Source organism: uncultured Arcticibacterium sp. (assembly GCF_964021845.1).
In the GTDB taxonomy this organism is placed as follows: domain Bacteria; phylum Bacteroidota; class Bacteroidia; order Cytophagales; family Spirosomataceae; genus Arcticibacterium.
This window is the reverse complement of the sequence record NZ_CAXHZC010000008.1, coordinates 27,484-51,046: the sequence shown is the minus strand read 5'-3', so window position 1 is coordinate 51,046 and position 23,563 is coordinate 27,484. Positions and strand designations below refer to the sequence as shown.

General features: G+C 37.9%; 17 protein-coding genes. 9 read left to right on the top strand and 8 right to left on the bottom strand.

Going from position 1 to position 23,563, the window contains the following annotated elements:
- The first annotated feature begins 16 nt into the window (after window positions 1-16).
- On the top strand, window positions 17-1,009 hold the full coding sequence (locus AADJ06_RS19205; protein WP_341228115.1) for a D-glycerate dehydrogenase: 993 nt from the start codon (window positions 17-19) through the stop codon (window positions 1,007-1,009).
- Here the strand turns inward: AADJ06_RS19205 and AADJ06_RS19200 are convergent, their stop codons facing one another.
- Complete coding sequence (locus AADJ06_RS19200) at window positions 1,010-2,137, bottom strand: ATP-binding protein (protein ID WP_341228114.1); 1,128 nt, start codon at window positions 2,135-2,137, stop codon at window positions 1,010-1,012. It abuts the gene before it with no gap.
- Between the two features lie 96 nt (window positions 2,138-2,233).
- Here AADJ06_RS19200 and AADJ06_RS19195 point away from each other — a divergent pair, with 96 nt between their 5' ends.
- The 6 genes from AADJ06_RS19195 to AADJ06_RS19170 all read left to right on the top strand — a co-directional run bounded on the left by AADJ06_RS19195 (window position 2,234) and on the right by AADJ06_RS19170 (window position 10,336).
- A complete protein-coding gene (locus tag AADJ06_RS19195; RefSeq protein WP_341228113.1) occupies window positions 2,234-2,944 on the top strand; it encodes a DUF2927 domain-containing protein in 711 nt (236 codons plus the stop codon).
- A gap of 163 nt (window positions 2,945-3,107) precedes the next feature.
- A complete protein-coding gene (locus AADJ06_RS19190) occupies window positions 3,108-5,489 on the top strand; it encodes a TonB-dependent receptor (protein ID WP_341228112.1) in 2,382 nt (793 codons plus the stop codon).
- Between the two features lie 65 nt (window positions 5,490-5,554).
- Window positions 5,555-6,322 (top strand): sulfite exporter TauE/SafE family protein, encoded by a 768-nt coding sequence (locus AADJ06_RS19185; protein WP_341228111.1) that lies wholly within the window; start codon window positions 5,555-5,557, stop codon window positions 6,320-6,322.
- A gap of 179 nt (window positions 6,323-6,501) precedes the next feature.
- Window positions 6,502-8,118, top strand: a complete 1,617-nt coding sequence (locus tag AADJ06_RS19180) for a sodium:solute symporter (protein ID WP_341228110.1) — start codon at window positions 6,502-6,504, stop codon at window positions 8,116-8,118.
- A 134-nt stretch (window positions 8,119-8,252) separates the two neighbouring features.
- Entirely contained in the window at window positions 8,253-9,398 is a 1,146-nt protein-coding gene (locus AADJ06_RS19175; protein ID WP_341228109.1) for an aldose epimerase family protein, read from the top strand.
- Between the two features lie 167 nt (window positions 9,399-9,565).
- The gene (locus AADJ06_RS19170; RefSeq protein ID WP_341228108.1) at window positions 9,566-10,336 is read left to right on the top strand and encodes a glycerophosphodiester phosphodiesterase family protein; all 771 of its coding nucleotides are present in this window, start codon (window positions 9,566-9,568) and stop codon (window positions 10,334-10,336) included.
- Here the strand turns inward: AADJ06_RS19170 and AADJ06_RS19165 are convergent.
- Complete coding sequence (locus AADJ06_RS19165) at window positions 10,333-10,626, bottom strand: Dabb family protein (RefSeq protein WP_341228107.1); 294 nt, start codon at window positions 10,624-10,626, stop codon at window positions 10,333-10,335. The genes AADJ06_RS19170 and AADJ06_RS19165 overlap by 4 nt on opposite strands.
- A 196-nt stretch (window positions 10,627-10,822) precedes the next feature.
- Between AADJ06_RS19165 and AADJ06_RS19160 the strand changes: the two genes are divergently transcribed.
- Both AADJ06_RS19160 and AADJ06_RS19155 read left to right on the top strand, forming a co-directional pair.
- Window positions 10,823-11,389 carry a superoxide dismutase family protein gene (locus tag AADJ06_RS19160; protein WP_341228106.1) on the top strand — a complete coding sequence of 189 codons (567 nt, stop codon included), beginning with the start codon at window positions 10,823-10,825 and terminating at the stop codon, window positions 11,387-11,389.
- Window positions 11,390-11,615: 226 nt separating this feature from the next.
- Entirely contained in the window at window positions 11,616-12,485 is an 870-nt protein-coding gene (locus tag AADJ06_RS19155) for a sugar phosphate isomerase/epimerase (protein WP_341228105.1), read from the top strand.
- A gap of 63 nt (window positions 12,486-12,548) precedes the next feature.
- Here AADJ06_RS19155 and AADJ06_RS19150 read toward each other — a convergent pair whose 3' ends face one another.
- The 6 genes from AADJ06_RS19150 to AADJ06_RS19125 all read right to left on the bottom strand — a co-directional run bounded on the left by AADJ06_RS19150 (window position 12,549) and on the right by AADJ06_RS19125 (window position 23,494).
- Window positions 12,549-13,451 carry an EamA family transporter gene (locus tag AADJ06_RS19150; RefSeq protein WP_341228104.1) on the bottom strand — a complete coding sequence of 301 codons (903 nt, stop codon included), beginning with the start codon at window positions 13,449-13,451 and terminating at the stop codon, window positions 12,549-12,551.
- A gap of 104 nt (window positions 13,452-13,555) precedes the next feature.
- On the bottom strand, window positions 13,556-15,166 hold the full coding sequence (locus AADJ06_RS19145; RefSeq protein ID WP_341228103.1) for a glycoside hydrolase 43 family protein: 1,611 nt from the start codon (window positions 15,164-15,166) through the stop codon (window positions 13,556-13,558).
- Window positions 15,163-16,635 carry a pectate lyase gene (locus AADJ06_RS19140; protein ID WP_341228102.1) on the bottom strand — a complete coding sequence of 491 codons (1,473 nt, stop codon included), beginning with the start codon at window positions 16,633-16,635 and terminating at the stop codon, window positions 15,163-15,165. Before AADJ06_RS19140 ends, AADJ06_RS19145 begins: the two co-directional genes overlap by 4 nt.
- Before the next feature lie 69 nt (window positions 16,636-16,704).
- Complete coding sequence (locus AADJ06_RS19135) at window positions 16,705-18,366, bottom strand: DUF4957 domain-containing protein (protein WP_341228101.1); 1,662 nt, start codon at window positions 18,364-18,366, stop codon at window positions 16,705-16,707.
- Between the two features lie 22 nt (window positions 18,367-18,388).
- Complete coding sequence (locus AADJ06_RS19130; protein WP_341228100.1) at window positions 18,389-20,200, bottom strand: RagB/SusD family nutrient uptake outer membrane protein; 1,812 nt, start codon at window positions 20,198-20,200, stop codon at window positions 18,389-18,391.
- Between the two features lie 27 nt (window positions 20,201-20,227).
- Window positions 20,228-23,494 carry a TonB-dependent receptor gene (locus tag AADJ06_RS19125; RefSeq protein ID WP_341228099.1) on the bottom strand — a complete coding sequence of 1,089 codons (3,267 nt, stop codon included), beginning with the start codon at window positions 23,492-23,494 and terminating at the stop codon, window positions 20,228-20,230.
- Window positions 23,495-23,563: the final 69 nt, after the last annotated feature.

Genomic DNA, 23,563 nt, shown 5'->3' with positions numbered 1-23,563 from the left:
ATCAAAGCCCAATAAAATGAAAAAAGAACTATCCAAACTAAAAATCCTAGTCACTCGAGACATACCAGAACTTGGTTTGAATTTACTCCGTCAAAAAGGATGTGAACTGAAGGTTCAGTCTTCCGACAATCCATTTTCAGTAGAAGAGTTCAAAATAGCTTCACAATGGGCCGATGTGGTTTTAGCGAGCAGTAAAGAAAAAATTACGGAAGACTATTTAGCTGCTAATCCGCAATTACTCATGCTTTCACAATACTCTGCAGGATACGACAATGTGGATGTGGAAGCTTGTAATAAAAGAAAGCTACCACTAGGACATACCCCTCAAGCCATGAATAGGGCTACATCGGATATTGCCTTTGGTTTAATGGTGGCTACAGCCCGAAACTTTTTCTTCATGCATAAGAAGCTAGAAAGAGGAGAGATTTCAGGATTTAAACCTAGAGCAAATTTGGGTCAAGAAATGTATGGTAAAACCTTAGGTATTTTTGGCTTAGGAGCCATCGGTTTCGAAATGGCAAGAAAATGTAAACTGGCCTACGACATGAACATCATTTACTGCAATAGGTCTGAAAATCAAAAAGCAAACACTGAGCTTAACGCTACTTTAGTGAGTTTTGAGGATTTACTGGCGTCTTCTGATGTCATCTCTGTTCACAGTAATTTGTCCGAACAAACGCATCAAATTTTCAATAAAGAGGCTTTCTCTAAAATGAAAACATCAAGTATTTTCATAAATACCTCAAGAGGAAAAGTACATGACGAAAAAGCCTTAATACAAGCTCTTCAAAACGGCGAAATTTGGGGTGCGGGATTAGATGTTTCTGACCCAGAACCTATGGAAATAGATAACCCGCTCTTAAACATGCCAAATGTTTGTGTACTGCCTCATATTGGCTCTGCCACGGTAGAAGCTAGGGATGAAATGGCCAGACTTTCGGCTGAAAATATTATTCAATACTTTGAAAAGGGAAAGATGATTCATTGTGTAAATCCAGAGGTTTTGTGACTAGGATAACAAAAACTCCTCATAATTAGCCTTTGAAATAACCTTTACTTCAGTATCCGGATAAGCATTCAAAAACGTCTTTGATATTTTAGCCTTAGCCTTTTGATTCCATTTGAATTCAAATGCCCGTAAAGCGTCCCCCTCTTCTTCCAAAAAATCAAGCTCTTGCTGCTGGGTTGTCCTCCAGAAAAAAGTATTAAGCCTTTTGGCCGCATAAGAATTTCTCTTAATCCTTTCCGAAATCAAATAATTCTCCCATAAGGCTCCCACATCCGTTCTCCTATGAATTGGGTTATAGTTATTCAAAATGGCATTCCGAATTCCGCAATCGTAAAAATATATCTTCTTGCTTTTCTTTAGCTCGTTCCTGACATTTCTACTATAAGAAGGCATAGTAAAAAGCACGAAAGTTTGCTCAAACAAGTTGATATACTTTTCTACTGTTTCTTTATCTGCCCCTACTAGCTGTGCCAACTCATTGTAAGAAACTTCGCTCCCAATTTGCAATGCCAATGCCCTTAGAATCTTTTCTAAAAGCTTTGGTTTTTTTATATAGTCGAGCATTAAAAGGTCTTTATATAAGTAACTATCGGCTATTAGGTTTAATAAGTTTTCAGCGTCATATGGGTTTGTCACCACTTCAGGATATGAACCATAAATTAACCTTTGTTCTAGCTCTCTTTTCTCTTCTAGTAAGCCATGATGATTTACCATTTCTTGAAAAGACAATGGAAAAAGTTGAAACTCAAATTTCCTTCCCGTCAATGGTTCGTTCATCTGATTCGCCATTTCAAAGGAAGAAGAACCCGTAGCTATCACTTGAATATCTTTAAGTTTATCGGTTATGAGCTTTAAGGTTAAACCAATATTTGGGATTCTTTGGGCTTCGTCAATAAATACTATACGATGCTCCCCTATATAATTCCTTAACTGCGTTGAAGTAATATTTGAAAGTAAACTTCTAATGTCAGGCTCGTCGCCATCAAGGTGCAATACAGACTCAGGTCTTTCATTGATAAGATAGGCCAACAGTGTAGTTTTACCCACTTGCCGTGCCCCAAAAAGTAAAATTGCCTTACCTTTAAAGAGCCTATTGTCAATATTTTTGATATTCAACCTATCTATCATGTATCAAAACTATAATAATTTTCGATTATAATCGAATAAAAACATAATAATCTTCGGTTATAACAGATAAAAACTATAATAATTTTCGATTATAGAATGAAGAAAAGCAAGGTTTACATCATAGTTTTAGCTCTAATCATAACCTCTTGCTCTCGTTTTGATGAGGATATCACGCCCAAAAGCCTAAACACTTTTCAAAAAGAAACCATCGCCTACTTCAAAGAAATAGCCCTAGGTTTTGAGTTTAGCTCAAGCACTGAAATAACCCGGAAGTGGAATACCGACATGTTAATTTATGTAGGTGGCGAAAAGGAAGACTACCTCATGAGTGAACTTAACAGCATCATAGCAGAAATTAACCAATTGAGTACTGATGGTTTCTCTGTTTCCATAACCGCTGATACGCTAAAGTCAAACTTTTATATTTTCCTCGGTTCTGGAAATGAATACGGAAACCAATTTCCAAGCTCTCAAGACCTAATAAATAATAATTGGGGCCTTTTCAATATAAACTGGAATGACCAAAACGAACTTTATAAAGGTAGAATGTATGTTGACATTTACAGAGCAGAAGAAACCGCTCAAAAACATCTACTTCGTGAAGAATTGACCCAATCTCTAGGACTTGGCAAAGACTCTAATCTATATGCAGAAAGCATCTTTAGACAATCTTGGACTTTAACTAACCACTACACACCCATTGATAAAGAACTTATTAGACTCCTTTATCATCCAAAAATCACTTCAGGACTTAATTCTGAAGAAGTGACAGAAAGATTGACAAATATCCTTTTAGATGAGAATTAAGGACGTACTTAAGCTATAAATCTCTTTAAATTTACGCCTTGTCGATATTCATTGATTCATTTTGATGCCTTTTGCGTGCATTAAGAATTAAGAGGATAATTTTACCTAATTAGAAGAACTATTGATTCAAACCTAGAACCTATAATTGGTTCACCCTATTCAAATGCATAAAAAGTATACCCTATTTAAAACCGTTCTACTCCTACTTATCTCTTCTTTTGGTTTTGCCCAGCAAGGAAAAATTACCGGAAAAATAACTGACGCTGAAACTAATACTGCATTAGGTTTTTCTAGTGTGAGAGTTTTCTCTGCCAAAGACAGCAGCCTTATTGATGGTAATATTTCTAACGAAGAAGGAAAATTCACTTTTAGTTTACCCTTCGGTCAATACCATGTCAATGTAGAATTTATGGGTTACGAAAGCCTAAATACACCATCAATCTCAGTAAACGCTGCTAATAAAAATATTGACCTAGGGGCTTTAGAATTAGTTTCTTCTACCAACAGTTTGGACGAAGTAACGGTAAGAGCAGAAAAGAGTAGCATGGAGCTTTCTTTAGACAAAAGGGTTTTTAATGTTGGAAAAGATTTAGCCAATGCTGGTGGCTCAGCTGCTGAGGTTTTGATAAATATACCATCAGTAAATGTAGCCGTGGATGGTACCGTAAGCCTAAGAGGAAGCTCTAATGTCAGAATTTTAATTGACGGAAGACCTTCTGGCTTAGTAACATTTAAAGGCGGGGCGGGTTTACAACAATTACAAGCCAGCATGGTGGAGCGTGTAGAAATAATCACGAACCCAAGTGCCAGATATGAAGCCGAAGGAATGGCGGGTATCATAAACATCATTCTTAAAAAAGACAGAAAGCAAGGCTTTAATGGCTCTTTTGAATTAAGCACGGGACTTCCTACTAGATATGGCGTAGCCGCAAACCTTAATTACCGAAAAGACAAACTGAATTTCTTTGTTAATTATGGTCTTTCTTATAACGTTTCTCCTTATTTATCTGAGCTTTATCAGGAAGTGGAAGATGGCGACCAAACAAGAATTTTGCAGCAAGACGGCGAAGGCGAGGTAACAGGTTTTAATACCAATGTAAGAGCAGGTTTAGATTACTTCTTTAGCGAGAAAAGTATATTGACCGCATCATATCTTTTAAGTAGAGCAAATGGTCAGCGATACACAGAAAATGCCTATCAAGACTTTATAAACTCAGTAAATAACCCAATAGCGAATAGCTTAAGAATTCAGGAAGAAGATGAGATAGAACCAATAGGTGAAACTGTGGTAAGTTATAAAAGGCTTTTTGAGAAGAAAGGACATGAATTAACTGCTTCATTTAGATTTTTAGACCATTCTGAAACCTCTGACCAATTATTTACCCAGACAGGAAACTTGGCTAATGGCCAGGTAGACCCTACAAATACTTTTGTTCAAAAATCACTCAATGACGAGTTTGAAAAGCAGTTTCTTTATCAACTAGATTATATTCAGCCAATCAGTGCTGAAGGGAAATTTGAATTTGGGGCAAGAAGTAATTTCCGTAAAATGGTGAACGACTATTTTGTAAACACGGTAAGTGGCTCCTCTGAGAATGCCTCTATTCCAGAACTGGACAACCTTTTTAGGTACAATGAGCAAATTCATGCTGCCTACGCTATTTTTGGTAACAAACAGAACAAGATTTCATACCAAGCTGGTTTACGTTCGGAGTGGACAAACATTGCAACCATTCTAGAGAAAACAAACGAAAGAAACCCTCGAAAGTACGTCAACCTCTTTCCTAGTGCTCACCTTACTTATGATTTGCCGAAAGACCACGCCATTCAGCTGAGCTATAGTCGCCGTATCAGAAGACCCCAGTATAATGACCTAAGTCCTTTTTATACCGTTTCTGATAGCAGAAACTTCTTTAGTGGAAACCCAGACCTAAACCCAGAATACTCTGACGTGTTTGAATTAGGCCATGTCAAATACTTTGACAAAGGTTCTTTCACCTCTTCCATTTACTTACGTCAAACTGATGACGTTATTGAAAGAATTAGAACGGTTGATTCTGATGGTTTAGCCACTACTTTCCCTGAAAACCTTAACTCTGCTCAGGCTTACGGTATAGAATTTACCTCCACATTTGAGCCTACCAAATGGTGGAAGTTGGACCTTAATGTAAATGCATTTCATGGCGAAACAGACGGAACCAATATTAATGAAACCTATTTGACCGAAACTAATTCATGGTTTGCCCGTCAAACGTCAAGATTTACGCTGTCTAACGACATCAAAATCCAGTTTAGAGCAAATTATAATGCTCCGCAAAGAGGTGCTCAAGATTTAAGAAAGGCCATCTATTTCTTTGACTTCTCAGCTAGTAAAGGACTATTTGAAAACAAAGGAACATTAAGCCTTAGTATTTTAGACATACTAAATTCTAGAGTAAACCGATTCGAGGGTTTTGGACCAAACTTCACAACCGTGGGGAAATCACAACGTACCAGACGTTCGGCAGTATTGACATTTAACTACCGACTAAACCAAGCTGATTGATTTGATTAACAGATTCGCTAAAAGTTAAACCAGCATGTTTACATTTGTCTAAAACTACTATTTAAATGGACATAGACTTATCGCTGGTTGATTTTCTGTTATTTGCTTTTGCTGGATTATTCACGGGTGTTATAAATACATTGGCCGGAAGTGGTTCTTTAATTACACTTCCAATATTCATTTTCATGTGTGGCTTACCACCTTCTGTAGCAAATGCCACCAATAGAATCGGCGTTTTTATGCAATCTGGCGTAGCATCTCTTAGGTATAATAAAACTTTCCCCGGTTTATATAAAGGTGTAGAGTGGCTTGCTATTCCTGCCGTAATTGGGTCTATTATTGGTTCTAAAATAGCGGTAGATTTAGACGAAAAAACCATGAACTATAGCATAGGTATCTTAATGATAGTTATGCTCATAGTTTTACTTTTTAAACCTCAAAAATGGCTTCAAGAAACTTTAGACAGCGGGGAAAAGAAAAAGCATTGGACCTCCTTACTCGCCTTTTTCTTCATTGGCATTTATGGTGGTTTTCTTCAAGCAGGTGTGGGTGTCTTTCTTCTTGCAGGCATGGTACTAGTTTCTAAATACAGCCTTAAACAAGCCAATGGAATCAAACTTTTAATAACCTTCATATTTACGGTTCCTGCCTTAGCTCTATTTATTTATTACGGCAAGGTTCATTTTGGTTATGGAATCCTAATGGGCATTTTTCAGTCTATTGGAGCGTGGCTTGGTGTACGGTTCATTGCCAAAATCCCTAATGCCAATGTCTGGATATACCGCGTACTTATAGTGGTGGTAGCTATTTCTGCATCCAAGTTCTTTCTTTAAAGTTCTGAACTTCTAATGCCTTTAACTGAAACTTAATGATTTTAGGTTATCTGCTAGAATTATATTTGTAAGTTTATACTGAGTTAAATCATATTTTTTCTTCGAAAAATTAGTGCAAAACAAATAGAATATTTATAATTGTCAATCTTACACTTATTTAATCTAAACCTTAAAAATATATGAATACTTTAGTAACCCTTGACTGGGTAGTTATAGCGGCGTATTTCGCCTTACTACTAGCTGTTGCCTGGTGGGTGGTCTCTAAAAAACAGGAGAATAGCGAAGACTATTTTTTAGCTGGAAGAAACATGGGCTGGTTTGTTGTAGGTGCGTCTATCTTCGCCTCCAATATTGGCTCCGAACACGTGGTAGGTCTTGCTGGCTCTGGAGCTGCAGACAAGTTCCCTTTATTAATTTATGAGCTACACGCTTGGGTAGTGGTTCTTTTAGGATGGTTGTTTTTACCATTCTATGTAAGAAGCAATGTCTTCACCATGCCCGAGTTTCTTGAAAAAAGGTTTGGTTCTGAAGCCAGATGGTTCTTGTCTCTTTTCAGTTTAGCGGCTTATGTATTGACAAAAGTATCTGTAACGCTATACGCTGGGGGAATTGTAATCTCTACGCTTTTGGGTGTAACATTTATGCAAGGTGCATTAGCTACTGTAATTTTAACAGGTATTTATACCGTATTGGGCGGTATGAGAGCTGTGGTTTACACAGAAACCCTTCAGGCCATTATATTAGTGGTAGGTGCGGCCATGTTAACATTCTTAGGTTTAGATGCTGCAGGTGGCTGGAATAGTGTGGTAGACACCGTAGGCCCTGAATATATGAATATGTGGCGTTCTATGGACGACAAAGATTATCCATGGCACTGGTTGGTACTTTCTTCATCCATTGTAGGTATTTGGTATTGGTGTACTGACCAAGTAATTGTACAGCGTGTGCTTACTGCCAAAAATATTAAAGAAGGAAGACGAGGAAGTATATTTGGAGCATTCTTAAAGTTAATGCCAGTATTCTTATTCCTAATTCCTGGGGTAATTGCTCTTGTATTAAAAATGAGAGGTGAACTAGAATGGGCTACGCCAGATAGAGCTTTCCCAGCCTTAATGATGCACGTTTTACCTGCAGGTTTGAGAGGTTTAGTAGCAGCCGGCCTTATGGCAGCATTGATGTCATCTTTGGCATCTGTATTTAACAGTTGCTCTACCCTTTTCACTATTGACATTTACAAAAAACTTAAGCCAGAAGCTTCTGAGCAGAAAATGGTGCAAGTAGGTAGAATAGCCACTGGCGTGGTGGTTTTACTAGGTATTCTTTGGGTACCAATTATTGAAAGATTAGCAGGTGGTACACTTTATGAGTACCTACAAAATGTGCAGTCTTATATAGCTCCACCTATTACTGCTGTATTCTTATTAGGAATTTTCTCTAGTAGAATCAACAACAAAGGAGCATTGGCTACCCTTTTCTCCGGGATAATAATTGCGGCCATTCGTCTTGGTTTAGAGGTCACTAAAGACTCCATGACAGAAGGTAGCATGATATACAACTTTGCCGATATGAACTTCTTGAAGTTCTCTTCTTTCTTCTTTTTATACTGTGTGGCCATAGCCGTAATAGTATCTATGTTTACAAAAGAGCAAGACAAAAAAGATATCGCTGGACTTACGCTTAGTACGGTTAGTGATGAAGACAAGGCTAAAAACAAAGCAAGTTTCAACTGGATTGACATCGGAGCCAGTTTATTTGTAATTTCTATTGTAGTCTGGGTTATGATTTATTTCAGCTAGGCATTTAGAATATTTATCTAAACCCTCTTCTTAGTCTTATTAGGAAGAGGGTTTTTTATGCTAAATTTAACCTCAAGTAATAAACCTCCACTCTCGAAGAAATTACTTTTACAACCCTAATTAAGATTTTAATCATGAAACAACTCACTCTTTTCTTTTTAACAATACTTATGACAACATCCTGTAATTCAAATTCAGAAGAATCATCAAACGAAAACAAACTCGCTAGCATTTCTGAAGCAGTTTATGGCAAACTAGCCGATGGCAGAGAAACCAGCATATTCACCCTAAAAAATGCCAAAGGCATGGAAGTCACCATTACTAACTATGGTGGAAAAATTATTACTTGGACAGCCCCAGATAGAGATGGTAATTATGAAAATGTGAACTTAGGCATGACCAAATTGGAAGACTATTTTGATGGTGCTTCTTTCTTTGGTACGCTAGTAGGCCGTTTTGGAAACAGAATTGGCAACGCCAAATTTTCATTAGATGGTGAAGAATTTCAATTGGTAGCAAATAACGGTGTCAATAACCTCCACAGTGGTGGTTTTGGAGTTGACAAAAACCTTTGGGATGCTGAAATAGTAGACAGCGAAAACCCAACTTTAAAACTGACTACAGTTTCACCAGACGGAGCAGGCGGTTTCCCCGGAAATTTAAGTGCTACGGTCACTTATACCTTAATGCCAGACGATGCTCTTAAAATAGACTATAAGGCCACCACAGATAAACCAACGGTTGTAAATATGACCAACCACTCTTACTTTAACCTTGGGGGTTTTGAAAGAGATGTTTTAGGGCATGAGGTTACAATTCATGCAGACACGTATTTACCAGTAGATAAAGGTTTGATTCCTTTTGGAATGCCTGAGTCAGTAGCAGGAACGCCCTTTGACTTTACTACCTCACATGTAATTGGTGATAGAATTAATGACACTACTGATACACAAATAAGCCGAGGCGGCGGATATGACCACGCCTGGGTATTTACTGATAAGTCTGACGAAATGAAACTGGGAGCCTCTGTATATGAGCCTACCACCGGTAGAGTGATGGAGGTTTATACCACAGAACCTGCGGTTCAATTTTACACCGGAAACTTTTTAACAGGAAACCTGACAGGACATAAAGGAGTGAACTACAAAAAGAGATGGGGATTCTGCTTAGAAACAGAGCACTATCCAGATGCTCCTAACAAGCCAGATTACCCAAGCACTACACTAAGACCTGGCGAAACCTACGAAACTACTACCATGTATAAGTTTTCTGCGAAGTAGAAAGCTCAAAAAAAGACAAAGAAGCCAGGATTGTTTCTTTGTCTTCTTAAAGGGTATTTATCAAGGTTATTGACTAAAGAGAGCCTTTTCTTAACAAAACCTTCATTTTTAAAAAGGCATTTGACGCCCTTTTTTTATTTATTTGCACGCTCATTCAACCTCAAGCCATGAAAAAAGTAATTCTCAGCTTCTTAACCATTCTTTCTGTTTTTGCTACACAAGCTCAAACCAAAGTCATTGCCCATAGAGGTTTCTCTAGTGCTGCTCCTGAAAATACACTTATTGCTTTTCAAAAAGCGATTGACGCAGGTGCGGAATATTTTGAACTAGACGTACATAGAACAAAAGACGACTCACTAGTGGTGATTCATGACTATGACGTTAAAAGAACAAGCTCCAATAACAAACAGGGCAAAATAGAAGAGATGACTTATGCCGAAATAAGTCAAGTAACCGTTGGTGCTCCCAAAGAGTTTGGCAAACAGTACGCCGATGTCAAAATCCCCACTTTAAGAGAAACTTTGGCCATGGCAAAAGGCAAAATAAAGGTATGTATAGAGGTCAAAGTCTATGGCATAGAAGAAGGTGTAATGAAAACCGTCGATGACCTTAAAGTAAATGATGAGGTAATTATCTTTTCTTTTTACTACCCAGTGTTGGCAAAATTCAGAAAACTTGACAGTCAAATACCGATTCTCTACCTTAAGGGAACGGCCGACGAACATATGCTAGACTACGCCAATGTATTAGACGCAACCGCCATAGGCGTAGGAACCAGAACAAAAATCACTAAAGAATACATAGCCCAAGCTCACAAACAAGGTTTGGAAGTATGGCAATGGACCGTAAACGATGAAGCTCAAATGAAAGAGCTGGTAGATTTAGGCATTGATGGAATTATCACTAATTATCCAGAAAAGGCTCTAAAAATTCGTTAGGAATAAGGCTCGTAATCAATTTCAAGAAAGTCAGCGACATCTCTTAACCAAAAGGTTTGGACAAAATTAGTATGCTCAGGGTGACTATTATAGCCCTCATAAGCTTCCATGTTTTCAAACTCCATAGAAAGCCCAAAATCAAAGTTATTCTTCTTCCCTATTTGTCTTAAACATTCAAACTTTTGAACACCCGGTAAAGCAGATAGTTTTTGAGCGGCAGCTAAGAATTTTTGTTCCTCGGCAGAGCCTTTCGGGTATTTTAATTTAAAAACAACGGTATGGCGTATCATATGATATTGGGATTGAAAGTGGTTTGCTAAAATAGCAGATAATTGTTGTTTGACTCAAACATATCTCCTTTTGGCAAAGCCCAAATACATTCACAAATTCCACAAAAGAAGTTGAAAAACCTCCACAGCCAACAGTTAAAAAAAGCTTGGAACAATAATTTATCTCTTTTCCAATGTAAACTAAAAGCCAAAAAACATGAAAAAGATAATCTTATCCATAGCTCTAATACCCTTCCTTTTTTCTTGCGATAGCAGCTCATCAGAGTCAGACACAGATGATGAAGGCATCCTATTAATGGAAGAAAGAAATGCCGTAGCAGTTATTGACGCTAAAAGCGGAAGTATGACTTCAGGAACGGTGAGTTTTGAAGAAAAAGACGGCGAAGTAGAAATTGATGCTGAAATAAAAGGCTTAAGTCCAGGAAGTCATGCCATACACATTCACGAGAATGGTGACTGCAGTGCAGATGATGGAAAAAGTGCTGGCGGCCACTGGAATCCAACAAACCGTGCTCATGGAAAATGGGGTATGCCACCCTTTCATGTAGGTGATATTGGAAATTTAGAAGTAGGAGAAGACAGCGTAGGTACACTAAGCTTAGAAACCGATAAATGGTGTATTGGTTGTGAAGATGCTAATAAGAACATTTTAGGGAAAGCAATAATAATTCATGAAGGACCTGACGACTTTTCAAGTCAACCGTCTGGAGCGGCAGGGCCAAGAATAGGCTGCGGTGAAATAGTAGAAAGCAGCGTGATGTAATTTAAATATATCAATTAATTTAAGCTACTTCGAGTTAAGATCGAGGTAGCTTTTTTGTGTTTAAACCTTTATGATAGAGCGTATTTGCTGTTTTTCAACAGCTTTTTCCAGAGTAAAGAGCACCAGCGATTCATCGAATAAAGAATACATTATGTCTAAAAATATCTTTATATATTCCAACATTCAGTACATTGTGGGCTTTAATAATAAACTCGAATTTTAATTTATGAAAAAGACACTTTTCACTAAAATATTGACCGCCATTCTGTTGCTCTCTATGAGTACATCCATGATGGCTCAAGACAAATGGGGTGGCATGACCCTATATACTGTCAGAAACGAAATGGGCAAAGATGCTAAAGCCACTTTGAAAGAAGTAGCTGAGCTAGGTTATAAGTACATTGAGGCGGTAGACTATAAGGATGGCAAATTTTATGGAATGGCTCCTAAGGAGTTTAAGAAATACATGAAAAGCTTAGGACTAAAGCCAATAAGTGTTCACATGGGGTCTATGACTTTAGACAATGCAGATGTATTAGTGGCTGACGTTAAAGCTGCGGGTTTTAAGTATTTCATAGCTCCTGTACCTCCAATGGGCATGTTTAAGTTTGACCCAAAAACTAGAACACTGTCAATGGAAGATAATATTGAGAAGCTAACAAACATTTTAGACGTTATTTCGCGTAAAGCAAAAGCGGCTGGTTTAGAGTTTCTTTATCACAATCATGACTTTGAGTTTAAAGAAGATGCTAACGGTGTAATACCAATTGAGTATTTACTTGAGCACTTAGACCCTGAGTTTGTAAACTTCCAGATGGACCTTTACTGGGTAACTAAAGCTGGTGCTGACCCAATAGCTTATTTTGAAAAGTACCCTGGTCGTTTTAAAATCTGGCATGTAAAAGACATGGATGAGCAAGGTAGATTTGCCCCAGTAGGACAAGGAACCATTGATTTCAAGAAAATCTTAGATAAAGCTGAGCTTTCAGGTATGGAATACTATATAGTGGAGCAAGACCAAGTTTTTGATGGCATGGAGCCAATGGAAGCCCTAAAATTGAGCAAAAAAGGTTTGATAAAATTCGGATTTAATTAAGCCGAAAAGATTTTAACGTTTATATATTCTAAAGCCAACTCATATTTTTTGGGTTGGCTTTTTCTATTTAAAAAACATAATCAAGGCTACGCCAATCATAATTCCGACTAATGGAATAAGCTTTTTACGCTTGTTCTTTTCTTTGAAAATCAATCCGCCTACCAAGACCGCTATTAAAATTTGACTCCGCTTTATCGCCGAAAGCAGCATAATTAATGCATCTGGGTCTTGTAAGGCTTTGAAGTAGAAATAGTCGGCTGTTTGTAGCAAAATCCCCACTGCTGGTATGCTCCATCGCCAGATGAACGCTTGGCGTTTTGCTTTAAAGGGAAACCAAGTGATGGATAGAATGACTAATAATATAAGAATGGTATACCAGCAAAACCAAAATTGTAAGGTTTGCGGATTTAAGTTCAGACTCTGTACCAAATATTTATCATAAAGGCCGCTAGTAGCTCCTAAAAATGTGGCTCCAATAATGGCGTAAATCCATTTATTGTTTTTGAAGTTTATTCCTTCTTTCTTGCCAATTCTAGAATAAAGAAAAACTGAAAATATGATGAGAAAAAAGCCAATCCATTGGTAAAAGTTAGGGCGTTCTTGATAAATCACCAAAGCTCCTATAAAAGTAAAAAATGGCCCTGCAGACCTTATAGGTGTAACAATGGTAATAGGCAAATGTTTCAAAGCCTCATAGGCCAAAACCCAAGAAGCCGCCATTATCATAGATTTAATAAATATAAATCCGTGCGTAGACCACGGAATACCTTCTACATAAAAACCAATCTCTTTAGTAGCTTCTGGATAAAAAATAGAGCCTATGAAAAAGGGAAGAATCAATAAAAACCCGGCAGAAACAGTACCTAAGAGCACAGGGAAAATTTCATTTCCCTGCACTGCATGTTTTTTACATAAGTTATGTAATCCTAAGAAAAGTGCCGCTAAAAGACCTAAATACATCCACATAGCCGCGAAGATACTTGATTACTAAATCATATAAACTGATTTCACTTTATGTTTAAGTATCCCACCTTAAAGTACAATTCTTACAGCAAATAGCTGACTGGTAATTACTTACTTATTCTAAACCAGTCTGCTTCCACATATCCTGCTTTCTCCTCCTTAGAGGTAGCAAAAAGACCAACTTTAGCTCCCACCCATTTACCTTTATTGGCCTTAAAGCTTTCTTCTAGGGTAGTAAACTTTTTCCCGTCCAAACTATAGGCAAATTGACACTTTGCCACTGGTACGTTCTTAGCATTTGTAGAAGATGTTACCTCCACTTTAAAGTGAATGTCGTTTTGATCAATCTCTATAACATCAAGTATCTTTTCATCTTTGCCACCCTCAGCATCCATGCACGCTACCATTTTCACTAGGTACTTAGTCCCTTTCTTTTCTATACTTACATAGGCGTAATCCATTCCAAAAACTATTAAACCTGCCTTTTCACCTTCAGTAAGAGCGTTTAGTTTAAGTTTTGTGCTTGCAGCAAAATCCATGGCAGGAAACTTTTGCAAGAGAATACTACTAACAGGCCAAAGGTTATTATAATCAAATTTCTGGGCATTTAACCTTAAGCTTTTCCCCGTGAGAGCATACCACTCTTTTTTAGAATTGGCCTGCCATTGCCATTGCAGCCCTAGCTTAGTAGCATTAAACTCGTCAGAGGTTTGAGGTACTTTAACATCGCTAAACACTTTGCCAATGTTTGGCTTCTTAAACTCCGCCACAGGTTCTCCTACCCCATTTCCATCATAATCAACTCCCATTACAGGCCAGCCATCTTTCCATGACATTGGTTGAAGTAAAACCACCCTTCCGTAAGCCATCTTATCTTGGAAATGTATAAACCACTCCTCGCCCGTTTGGGTATCAAGCCATGCACCTTGGTGAGGTCCATTTATGTTAGTACTTCCTTGCTCTAAAACTATCTTGTCTACATATGGACCATATATTTTTTTTGACCTTAAAATGGTTTGCCAACCCGTTGACACCCCACCTGCTGGAGCAAAAATGTAGTAATAGTCTTTACGCTTATAAAGCTTAGGGCCTTCAATGGTTTCATGCCCTTTTTGACCATTAAAAACCAAAGTAGAAGTGCCTAAAATTTCATTACCATCTGGTGTCATTTCATTGATCAATAAAACACTTTTGATTCCAGAGCGGCTATTAGCATACGCATGTACCAAGTAGGCTTTGCCATCATCATCCCAAAGTGGACAGCAGTCTATCCAACCCACCACTTTCTTTATCAATTTTAAAGGCTCCCATTTCCCAAAAGGGTCGGTGGTTTTAGTCATGAAAACTCCTCTATCAGGGTCACCATAATAAATAAAATACTCGCCATCATGATAACGAATACTTGGAGCCCAAATAGCATCTCCATGTTGTGGATTTTCAAAAACTGCATCAGGATAAGAAAGAGCCGCATGGCCTATTATTTCCCAGTTTACCAAATCTTTAGAATGTAAAATAGGCAAACCAGGAAAATGACTAAAACTAGACGACACCATAAAATAATCATCTCCCACTCGAATGGCATCAGGGTCTGAGTAATCCGCATGTATGATAGGGTTTTTGTACTTCCCATCTGGTAAATTCGGGTTATAAACCTCCTCCTGAGCACTTAATCTGAAAGCACTTCCCATTACTAAAATCAAAAAAAGTATTTTTTTCATATCTGTTTTTCTACTATTTCTTTTACTAATTCATTTAAATATACCTCCACATTGTCATAAGCCGTAGAAAGCTGGCGACCTGTAGACTGGTCTTTTGAAATATCTAATCCTTTTAACTTTTTCCACTCATCCGGCATACCATCTTCTGAGCTATCTATTGGGCTTTCTGTTTGATTTAGTACAGGAAAACCACCTACATCTTCTTGCGAATCTATTATTCCATTTTCAGAACCGTTACTTCCTTTAAAGGTAAAAGTGGTATTTGCCACCTCTTCTAAAATCCGTTTATCCACCGCATCTAGTTTATAAGATGCTCCGCAAGCTGCCAGTACTTTCAGATAAGCTTCATCAGCAGAATGAGTAGTAACATTATCAAAAATATCATGTGGCTGTGAGATTTTGATGATATTCAAAATCGCATCTGTTATGACCCCATATTTAGAATGAAACTGATTTTTGACGCCATAAGTCCAGTTATCATCTGTAGCTCTTTGACTCCCCTCTACCTTATTTCCTGCTATGTAATATTTGCCCCAAATATTATAAACCGCCGCCTCTGGGCTAAGATTTTTGTCGATAGAAACTATTCGTTCTTTTTTAGAATTAGGTGTTGCTGGCCCTGGTTTGTAATAGTTGTTCACCATATTGACGTTCATAGCCTCACCACCGTAACAGCCATTCGCACCCCAATTATAGATGACATTATTTCTCATATCTACCAAGTCCGTCAAAGCGAATGCCTCGTTTGCTCTTTCTCCAAAACGCGGTGTTCGGCTCTGATGATGGGCAAAAAGGTTATGATGAAAAGTAGCTTTCTTACCGCCCCAAATACCACCGTAGCCATGCGAGCCTTTTTCATGGACCGAGTTAGTCAAACTTTCGCTAATCATGCACCACTGCAGGGTGGTGTTTTCATTTTGATAGAACGTGGCAGTTTCGTCAGAAGACCAACTTATGGAACAGTGGTCTATCATAATATTTTTATGAAATCTAGCTTCTAAACCATCGGCTTGCTGAGCAGCAGCATCGCCAAGCCTAAATCGCATAAAGCGAATAATGATATTGTCTGCATCTAAAACGACTGGGTAATCTTTAATACAAATACCGTCGCCAGGAGCTGATTGACCAGCTATCGTTAAATCACCATTACTTACTACTAATTTTGATTTGAGGGCAATGGTTCCTGAAACCTTAAAGAGTATATACCGAGCTCCAGATTGCTGCACAGCCCATCTAAAACTACCTGTACCACTATCATTTAGATTGGTCACAAAAAGCACCTTACCTCCACGGCCACCCGTGGCATCTTGACCAAAACCTTCAGCACTTGGAAAAGCAAGAAGCTCATCCTGACTTTGTTTTATACTCGAAGGCTTTTCAGGTGCTATATCTAAATCTTTACTACCGTAAATGGTAGTTTCTTCGCATTTCGAAAGCAAAAAAGCCGTTAATAACAATATATACTTCATAGTTTTTTAAAGAAAAAAAGCATGGTCAAAATGACCATACTTTTAAATTCAACCATTATTACTTTACTGTTAAAGTTTTGCTCTCCATCTAGGATCTCCTGCGTCAAATCTCCCACCGAAGCCATTATCTTGAATATTAAAATCTCCATTATATGGGTCAAGCCATAAATTACTAGCCTCACCACTATAATTAAGAGCAGGGAAACCTGCCATTTCGGTACCTTCCCGAGCCTGAAAATCAGAAGTACCCCATGTGTTTACAATGTTGAAACTGGTAGCTTCCAGACCTCCGCCTATTAACTGAACACTTAAATCGCCCGATTCTGAGCTGTCCCAGCCGTGACCCCATATAGTATTAGAAATTGTTAGGCCATTTACCACATCACTTTTACCTTCTTTTCCTCTAAAACGGAAAACTCTTTGACCCGTAGCAGCTACCTGATTAACCGTACATCCATCTATTAGGAAGCTCTGTACACTTTGACGGGTAGATAAAAAAGTATTGACTCTATAAAATGTAGAGTTTTGGAAAATCACATTGTCAATAGCCGCCTTGTCATCACCATCTGTATCGCATGTAAACACACCGTATCCACCAATATCACGTACTATTGAATTAGAGATAGTATAATTTTTAACGAACACATCACTTCGCAATCTCATTACGCCACGGAAGTCATGAAGAATGCAGTTCTCAAAACGTAGTTCATTAATGATGGTAGCGTCACCACTGTTATTAATATTGAAAACATAGTCTCCACCTATATCTTCACCCATAAGTTCAATATCATCAAAAACTATATGGTCTATCTTGGCACCCTCCGCTACATTCCAGTTTCCTGTAGTAAACATCGCAGCTTTATTTTCTTCAAAACCATAAGCACCTTTTATTGTGATTGATTTATCTAGACGCTCCGTTGGAAAATTATATGTTACTCCTTTTTTCAAAAGAACAATCATTCCATCACCGGCAGCCAGCACCGCAGATGCTAGTGCATCAGGATCTTCATTATCACTTAGGTCAATCACATTACCTGCATTAGGGTCAACTCCTGCCACCAAGGTTTCATAATCCACCCACCCTCTTAATTTATCTCCACTATAAATAGCGATTTGATATTTGGAGTCTGGTTCTAAGCCGTCTATAATAGTTTCACCGGCAGTTTGGTCATTAGGAGAAACATCATAAGACGCCAAAGGTGTGGTTAACCTTAAATCTTCAGAAGAGAAAGTTTTAACACCCGTAACAGCCGCACCTGCAATAGCCCAAGTCACTTTTGCCTTGGTATCTATGACGTCATTAATTTTAGGTAAATTCAGAATAGAAGGAAAACGCTCTGTTCTTACGGCCCCTAAATCTGCTGCTCGACTATCATATTGAGGATCGGCTGCATGAGCAGTTGCTCTTATTTGATAGAGTGTATTATAAAGCAGTTCTTCTCCTAATAAATTTTCATCAATTAAAAAGTAGCTTGTATCAATTTCAAACTGATAATCGACCACATTAAAAGAATCTCTACTTACTTCTAAAGTATAAGAAGTAGCTTCCTTTATGTTTCCGAGATTTACTTCAATTTTATTTTCAATTGCTTCCAACTGACTTCCCAATACGGGTCTAAAGAGTCGTGTTTTTTCATACACAATATCTTTTTCGCAGGCGGTTACAAATACCGCCATGACGGCGATAAGTGCTAACATCCAATTTGTAGTATTTTTTATAGTATTCTTCATCTTATTTCAATTAGTAGTTAGCTTAAAATTGATACCCATCATTTGAAATAGTTCCTCTACTGGCAGAAACCGCTTCCTCCGGTACAGGGAAAATATATCTTGCCACACCAGGTTTAGGACCATTAATGTAGTTTGCCCAGTCTCTAGTAATCCAAGGGTCATAAGTTTCTATCTCGTCATACATGTCAATCAAAAATGGCTGTCTTATCCAGCTATCGTCTGGTGCTGCCAATATTTTTTCATCTGGATTTAAGATTACGAACTTTCCGCTCTCATCTCTTTTCCAATACATGTAATCAGGTAAGTCAGAATATTTCCCCGTTCCTGAAACAGCGGCATCAGTCATCTCTTTCAAAGTCTGAACCGTCTCTGCTACTTTTTCTGAGTAAATGCCCCATCTAATAAGTTCATATTTTCTTATCATTTCACCACCAAACTCCCAAGCTCTTTCATCAACAATAGCATCAAAAAAGGCATCTTTACTTCCTGAGACACCAGCTATATAAGTATCTACTTTTGACGCCCATTCTGCCTCTGGGAAAGCTCGCTGTCTTACTCTAGCTAAAGCAGTTTGTGCTAGCGAAGAAGGACCATTAAGCTCATTTTCTGCCTCTGCATTCATAAGAAGAACATCAGCATAACGCATCATAGGCCAGTTAATACCAGTACCTTTTGCCGTACTAGAACCTGGAGCATTGTCTAAAAAGTGACGACTCCATTTTCCCTGAGCAATGTTTGTAGGGGAAGAAACAAACTCCTCTTCAAAGGCCGTATTGACACGGTATAAAGCACATGTTACATCACGACGAATGTCCTTTTTGTCAAAAGAGAAATAATAACTTGGCGGAATAGCCATATAATTACTCCCAGACCCGAAAGCGTGATTTGCAGTAGCACCACCTTGTACTGTGATTCCTATATTCCAAGCCACATCGCCATTACCTAAAGCAAATGGTACTTCAAAAAGTATCTCGCTATTAGTAGGACTAACAAACTTGCTTTGATTTAAGAATACTTGACGATAGTCTGATGGCAACTCTCTGTCTTTCATTGCTATCAACTTTGAGGTATAATCTTTAGCTATTTGGTAATAATCTAGGTAATCACCTTCACGCTTCATTTCTAAATCTGGTGTTAGATAATAACCCCCTCTTTGCAGAGCTAACCTTGCTATTAAAGCTAATGTATACTCTCTATTTACCTGCTCTATACCATATGGAGTTTCGTCTCCCCACATCATATTTTCTTCTACCGCTATCATATCATTGATTACGTCAGTAAGAATTACATTTCTATCTTCACGAGGAAGATAAAATTCAACACCCGCTTTGGGAGCCAATCTTACATTAGGAACATCGCCAAAATAATAAGTCAGCATGCTATACCAATATGCTCTTAAAGTATAAGCTTCCCCAAGCATATGATTCATCAATTTTACCTCTTGCGGCTCATTGGAATTTAAAGCATCACTAGCTTCTATTCCCTCAATGGCGATATTTGCATCTCTAATAGCTGTATAAGCGGCATTCCAAAACTGACGTAAATCACCGTTGGTAGAAAGTGCATCTAAATTCCATATTTGGTAACGATCTCCTGAACTAGTCCAACCACTTTGATGCTCTACATCAGTATTACCGGTCATGTTGTTTGATAGCCTTGATCTAAAACCATCAACACCAAACTGTACATATATAGCATTTACACCTCTTCGGGTATCGTCAACGTTAGAAAAAACGTAGTTTGTATCAAAAGTGGATGGCGAAACCGGGTCTAAAAAGTCTTCACAAGAAAATATTGTGAGAGAAAAGGCCAATATTAATAATCTTAATTTCATTTCTGTTTTTATTTAAATTATTCAGAATTAGAAAGTTATGTTCACTCCAAAAGTATAAGAACGGCTTCTTGGGAAGGAAGAGTAATCTACACCAGGTGTCAGCCCTGAATAAGAGCTTCCTCCTCTGCTAGTACTCACCTCTGGGTCATAGCCGCTATACTTTGTCCACAGTTTAAGGTTATTACCTGTAGCATAAATTCTAACTTGGTTCATTTTGACTTTAGAAATTAGGTTTCGCGGAAGCGAGTATCCTATATTCAAATTATTAAGTCTTAAAAAAGAACCATCTTCTACTGCCCAGGAGTGAATTACTGCCTGAGCCACTCCATAACTACCATGAGACCAAATTTCTTTATCAGCATTTAACTGAGCTAATTGGTCTAAATCTGTAACTAAATCACCAGCAACACCCGTTATGCTACCATCCACATCTAAATAGCTAAACCTATTATCAATGCTCATGGTGCTTAAAAGGTTACCATAAGTCACACGTCTAAATTGATTGTATTGAATTTTACCAGTGTTATAGATATCGTTACCAAAAGACCAGTTAAAGAAAACGGAGGCGTCAAAACCTTTGAAGCTACTGCTTAAACCAAAACCACCCTGAGCAGCTGGCAAAGCATTTCCGATGACCTGACGGTCTTCGCTATTAATTATACCATCACCGTTTAAATCTTTTAGCTTCAAAAAGCCTGGTCTTAAATTAGTATTACCTACTGTTCCTGAAGCATTAGGCACGCCCTCTTTTAGAATATATGAACCAGAGACAGCATCATAAGATGCAAAATCAGAAGTAGCATAAAATCCGTCTGTCACATAACCGTAAATATCACCTAGGCGGCCACCTACTTCTATGTAATAATCGTCTCTGTCTTTTAGGTCTGTGCTAGCCCAGTTAGATTGGAAAAATCTAGAATCAGTACCATCTAGTTTTTCAATCTTGGCATTATTCCTACCAATATTAAAATTCGCACTTAAGGTGAAATCATCGTTATCAATCAAGAAGGCATTAATTCCTAACTCAATTCCTTGATTAGAAGTACTACCTATATTATTCCACTGTGTAGAAAAACCAGTGTTAGAAGGAATGGCAGAACGCAGTAATAAATCTCTAGTAGTGTTCTTGTAAATATCTAAACTACCCGTGATACGAGATTTATACAACGTAAAATCAAGGCCTAAGTTTCTATTAACTGTGGTTTCCCAAATGATATCAGGATTATATAGTGTAGAACCAGTAGGTGTATAGTAGGCATTGTCAAAATTCCCAAAACCAGGACCACGATTAGTGGAACCTTCAAATAAAAACTGTGTAGCAGTTGGGTCAATTCTATCATTACCCGTCTCACCGTAACTGGCACGTAGTTTTAATTCATCAAGCCAATTTACATCTGCTAAAAAAGCTTCTTCAGATAGTTTCCAGCCCAAAGCTATGGCAGGGAAAATACCTACTCTATTGTTTTTTGCAAACTTGCTAGACGCATCTCCACGAACAGTTAGTGTAGCTAGGTATTTATTATTTAATTGATAATCTGCTCTACCAAACACAGAAACTCTATTTGACTTTGTAAAAACTGAAGTTTCCAGTCTGTCTGTTCTACCAAAGGTCATGTTGGCAAAAAGCTCTTCTGGCGTAATAGAAGCTCTGAAATCTTCCGAACGAATGAATGCTGAATTTCCGCCAGTGGTATAAATTTCATGCCCCACTAAAAAGTCTAATTTTTGATTTGACAGATTAGCTACCTTATAGTTTAAGGTATTTAACCAACGAAGCGAAGTTCTCTCATAATTAGTTTTTTGCCCTAAAGGAAGACTACCACCATTATTAAATGACTCACCAGTTAAAGGGCCATAATACCTAAGATTATTCTCAAACTGTCTGGAGGTAGTAAAGGTAGTTTTCGCTATTAAATTATCTAAAACATCATAGGTTAGAGAGCCATTAATAATGTAATCATTGGTAGTTCGTTCACGCCAATCTTGTTTAGTAAGCTCTAAAGGACTTACTAAGCTTTTAATGAAAGAATTAAAATCATCATTAGGGTCAACTGTATTTACATCAATATCTAATTCGTCTGCAATACCATTTACAGGTCTTGTTTGAACCGCATCTTTAATGCTTAACTGTGCTCTTCCTGAAGTTCCAGCACCATCTACCACTGTATTTGTCAATCTAGCACTTGCGTTAAAGGTTAACTTTTTAGAAATGGTTTGGTCTAATTTAAAATTGATAACATTTCTCTTGAAACCGTTATTCACCAAAAGACCTGCATCATTATTGTGCGTCAAGCTCAAGCTTAACTTGGTCATTTCTGTTCCTCCAGACAAGCTAACATTATGATATTGTGAAGGTCTCGGTGCACCAAAAAGAATTTCTTGCCAGTCGCTTGGAGCTTTTTGTTTATAAAGCTCTAAGTCATCATAAACACCATAAAAACGTTCAAAATTTCTTACAGCAGCGTCGGAGTTTAGTTTTGCAAACTCATAATTCGCAAGTACAAATTCATAAGGGTCTAGTACCTCATACTTTCTATCTTTCGGCATCTGCTTTAATTGATAGAAAGCATTATAAGAAACCTTGGCCTTTCCTGCTTTAGCCTTTTTAGTAGTAATTACCACTACACCATTAGAAGCTTGTGCACCATAAATAGCTGTAGCGGCAGCATCTTTTAAAACATTGATGCTTTCAATATCTGTAGGCGGTACATCTCTAATACTACTCACTATAAAGCCATCTACCACAAAGAGTGGAGAGTTATCTTGCGTAATAGAACCTCCCCCTCGTATTCTGATTACTACTTCTGCATCCGGAGAACCATCTGTAGTCAATACATTAACACCTGGCAGCCTACCTGTGATAGCTTGAGCTGCACTGGTCAAAGGAATTTTTGACAGTTCTCTTCCTGAAATAGAAGCTACAGAACCTGTCATGTCAGTTTTCTTTACAGTTCCATAACCGTAATCTACCACCACCACTTCATTCAAGACGTTTGCATCGTCTTTCATCTCTACATTTATGATAGATTGCCCGTCAATGGAAATTTCTTGTTTTTCCATTCCAATAAAAGTAAAAACCAATGTTCCCTTTGGAGATGCACTTAGTTTATAATTTCCATTTACGTCAGAAGACACACCCGTGGTAGTTCCTAATACCACAACAGAAACACCAGGTAGAGATTCTCCATCAGAACCGGTCACTTTACCGCTTACTTGATTCTGTGAATAAGCCGGGGATAAAATGGCCATAAAGCCAAAAATACCAAGCAGCCTAAACTGTAGTTTTTTAATCATATTTTTTCATGTTTAGTGTAAGTTTCAAATAGGGAGTAGTGGCAGAATGCCACATAGAAATGTTTTGTA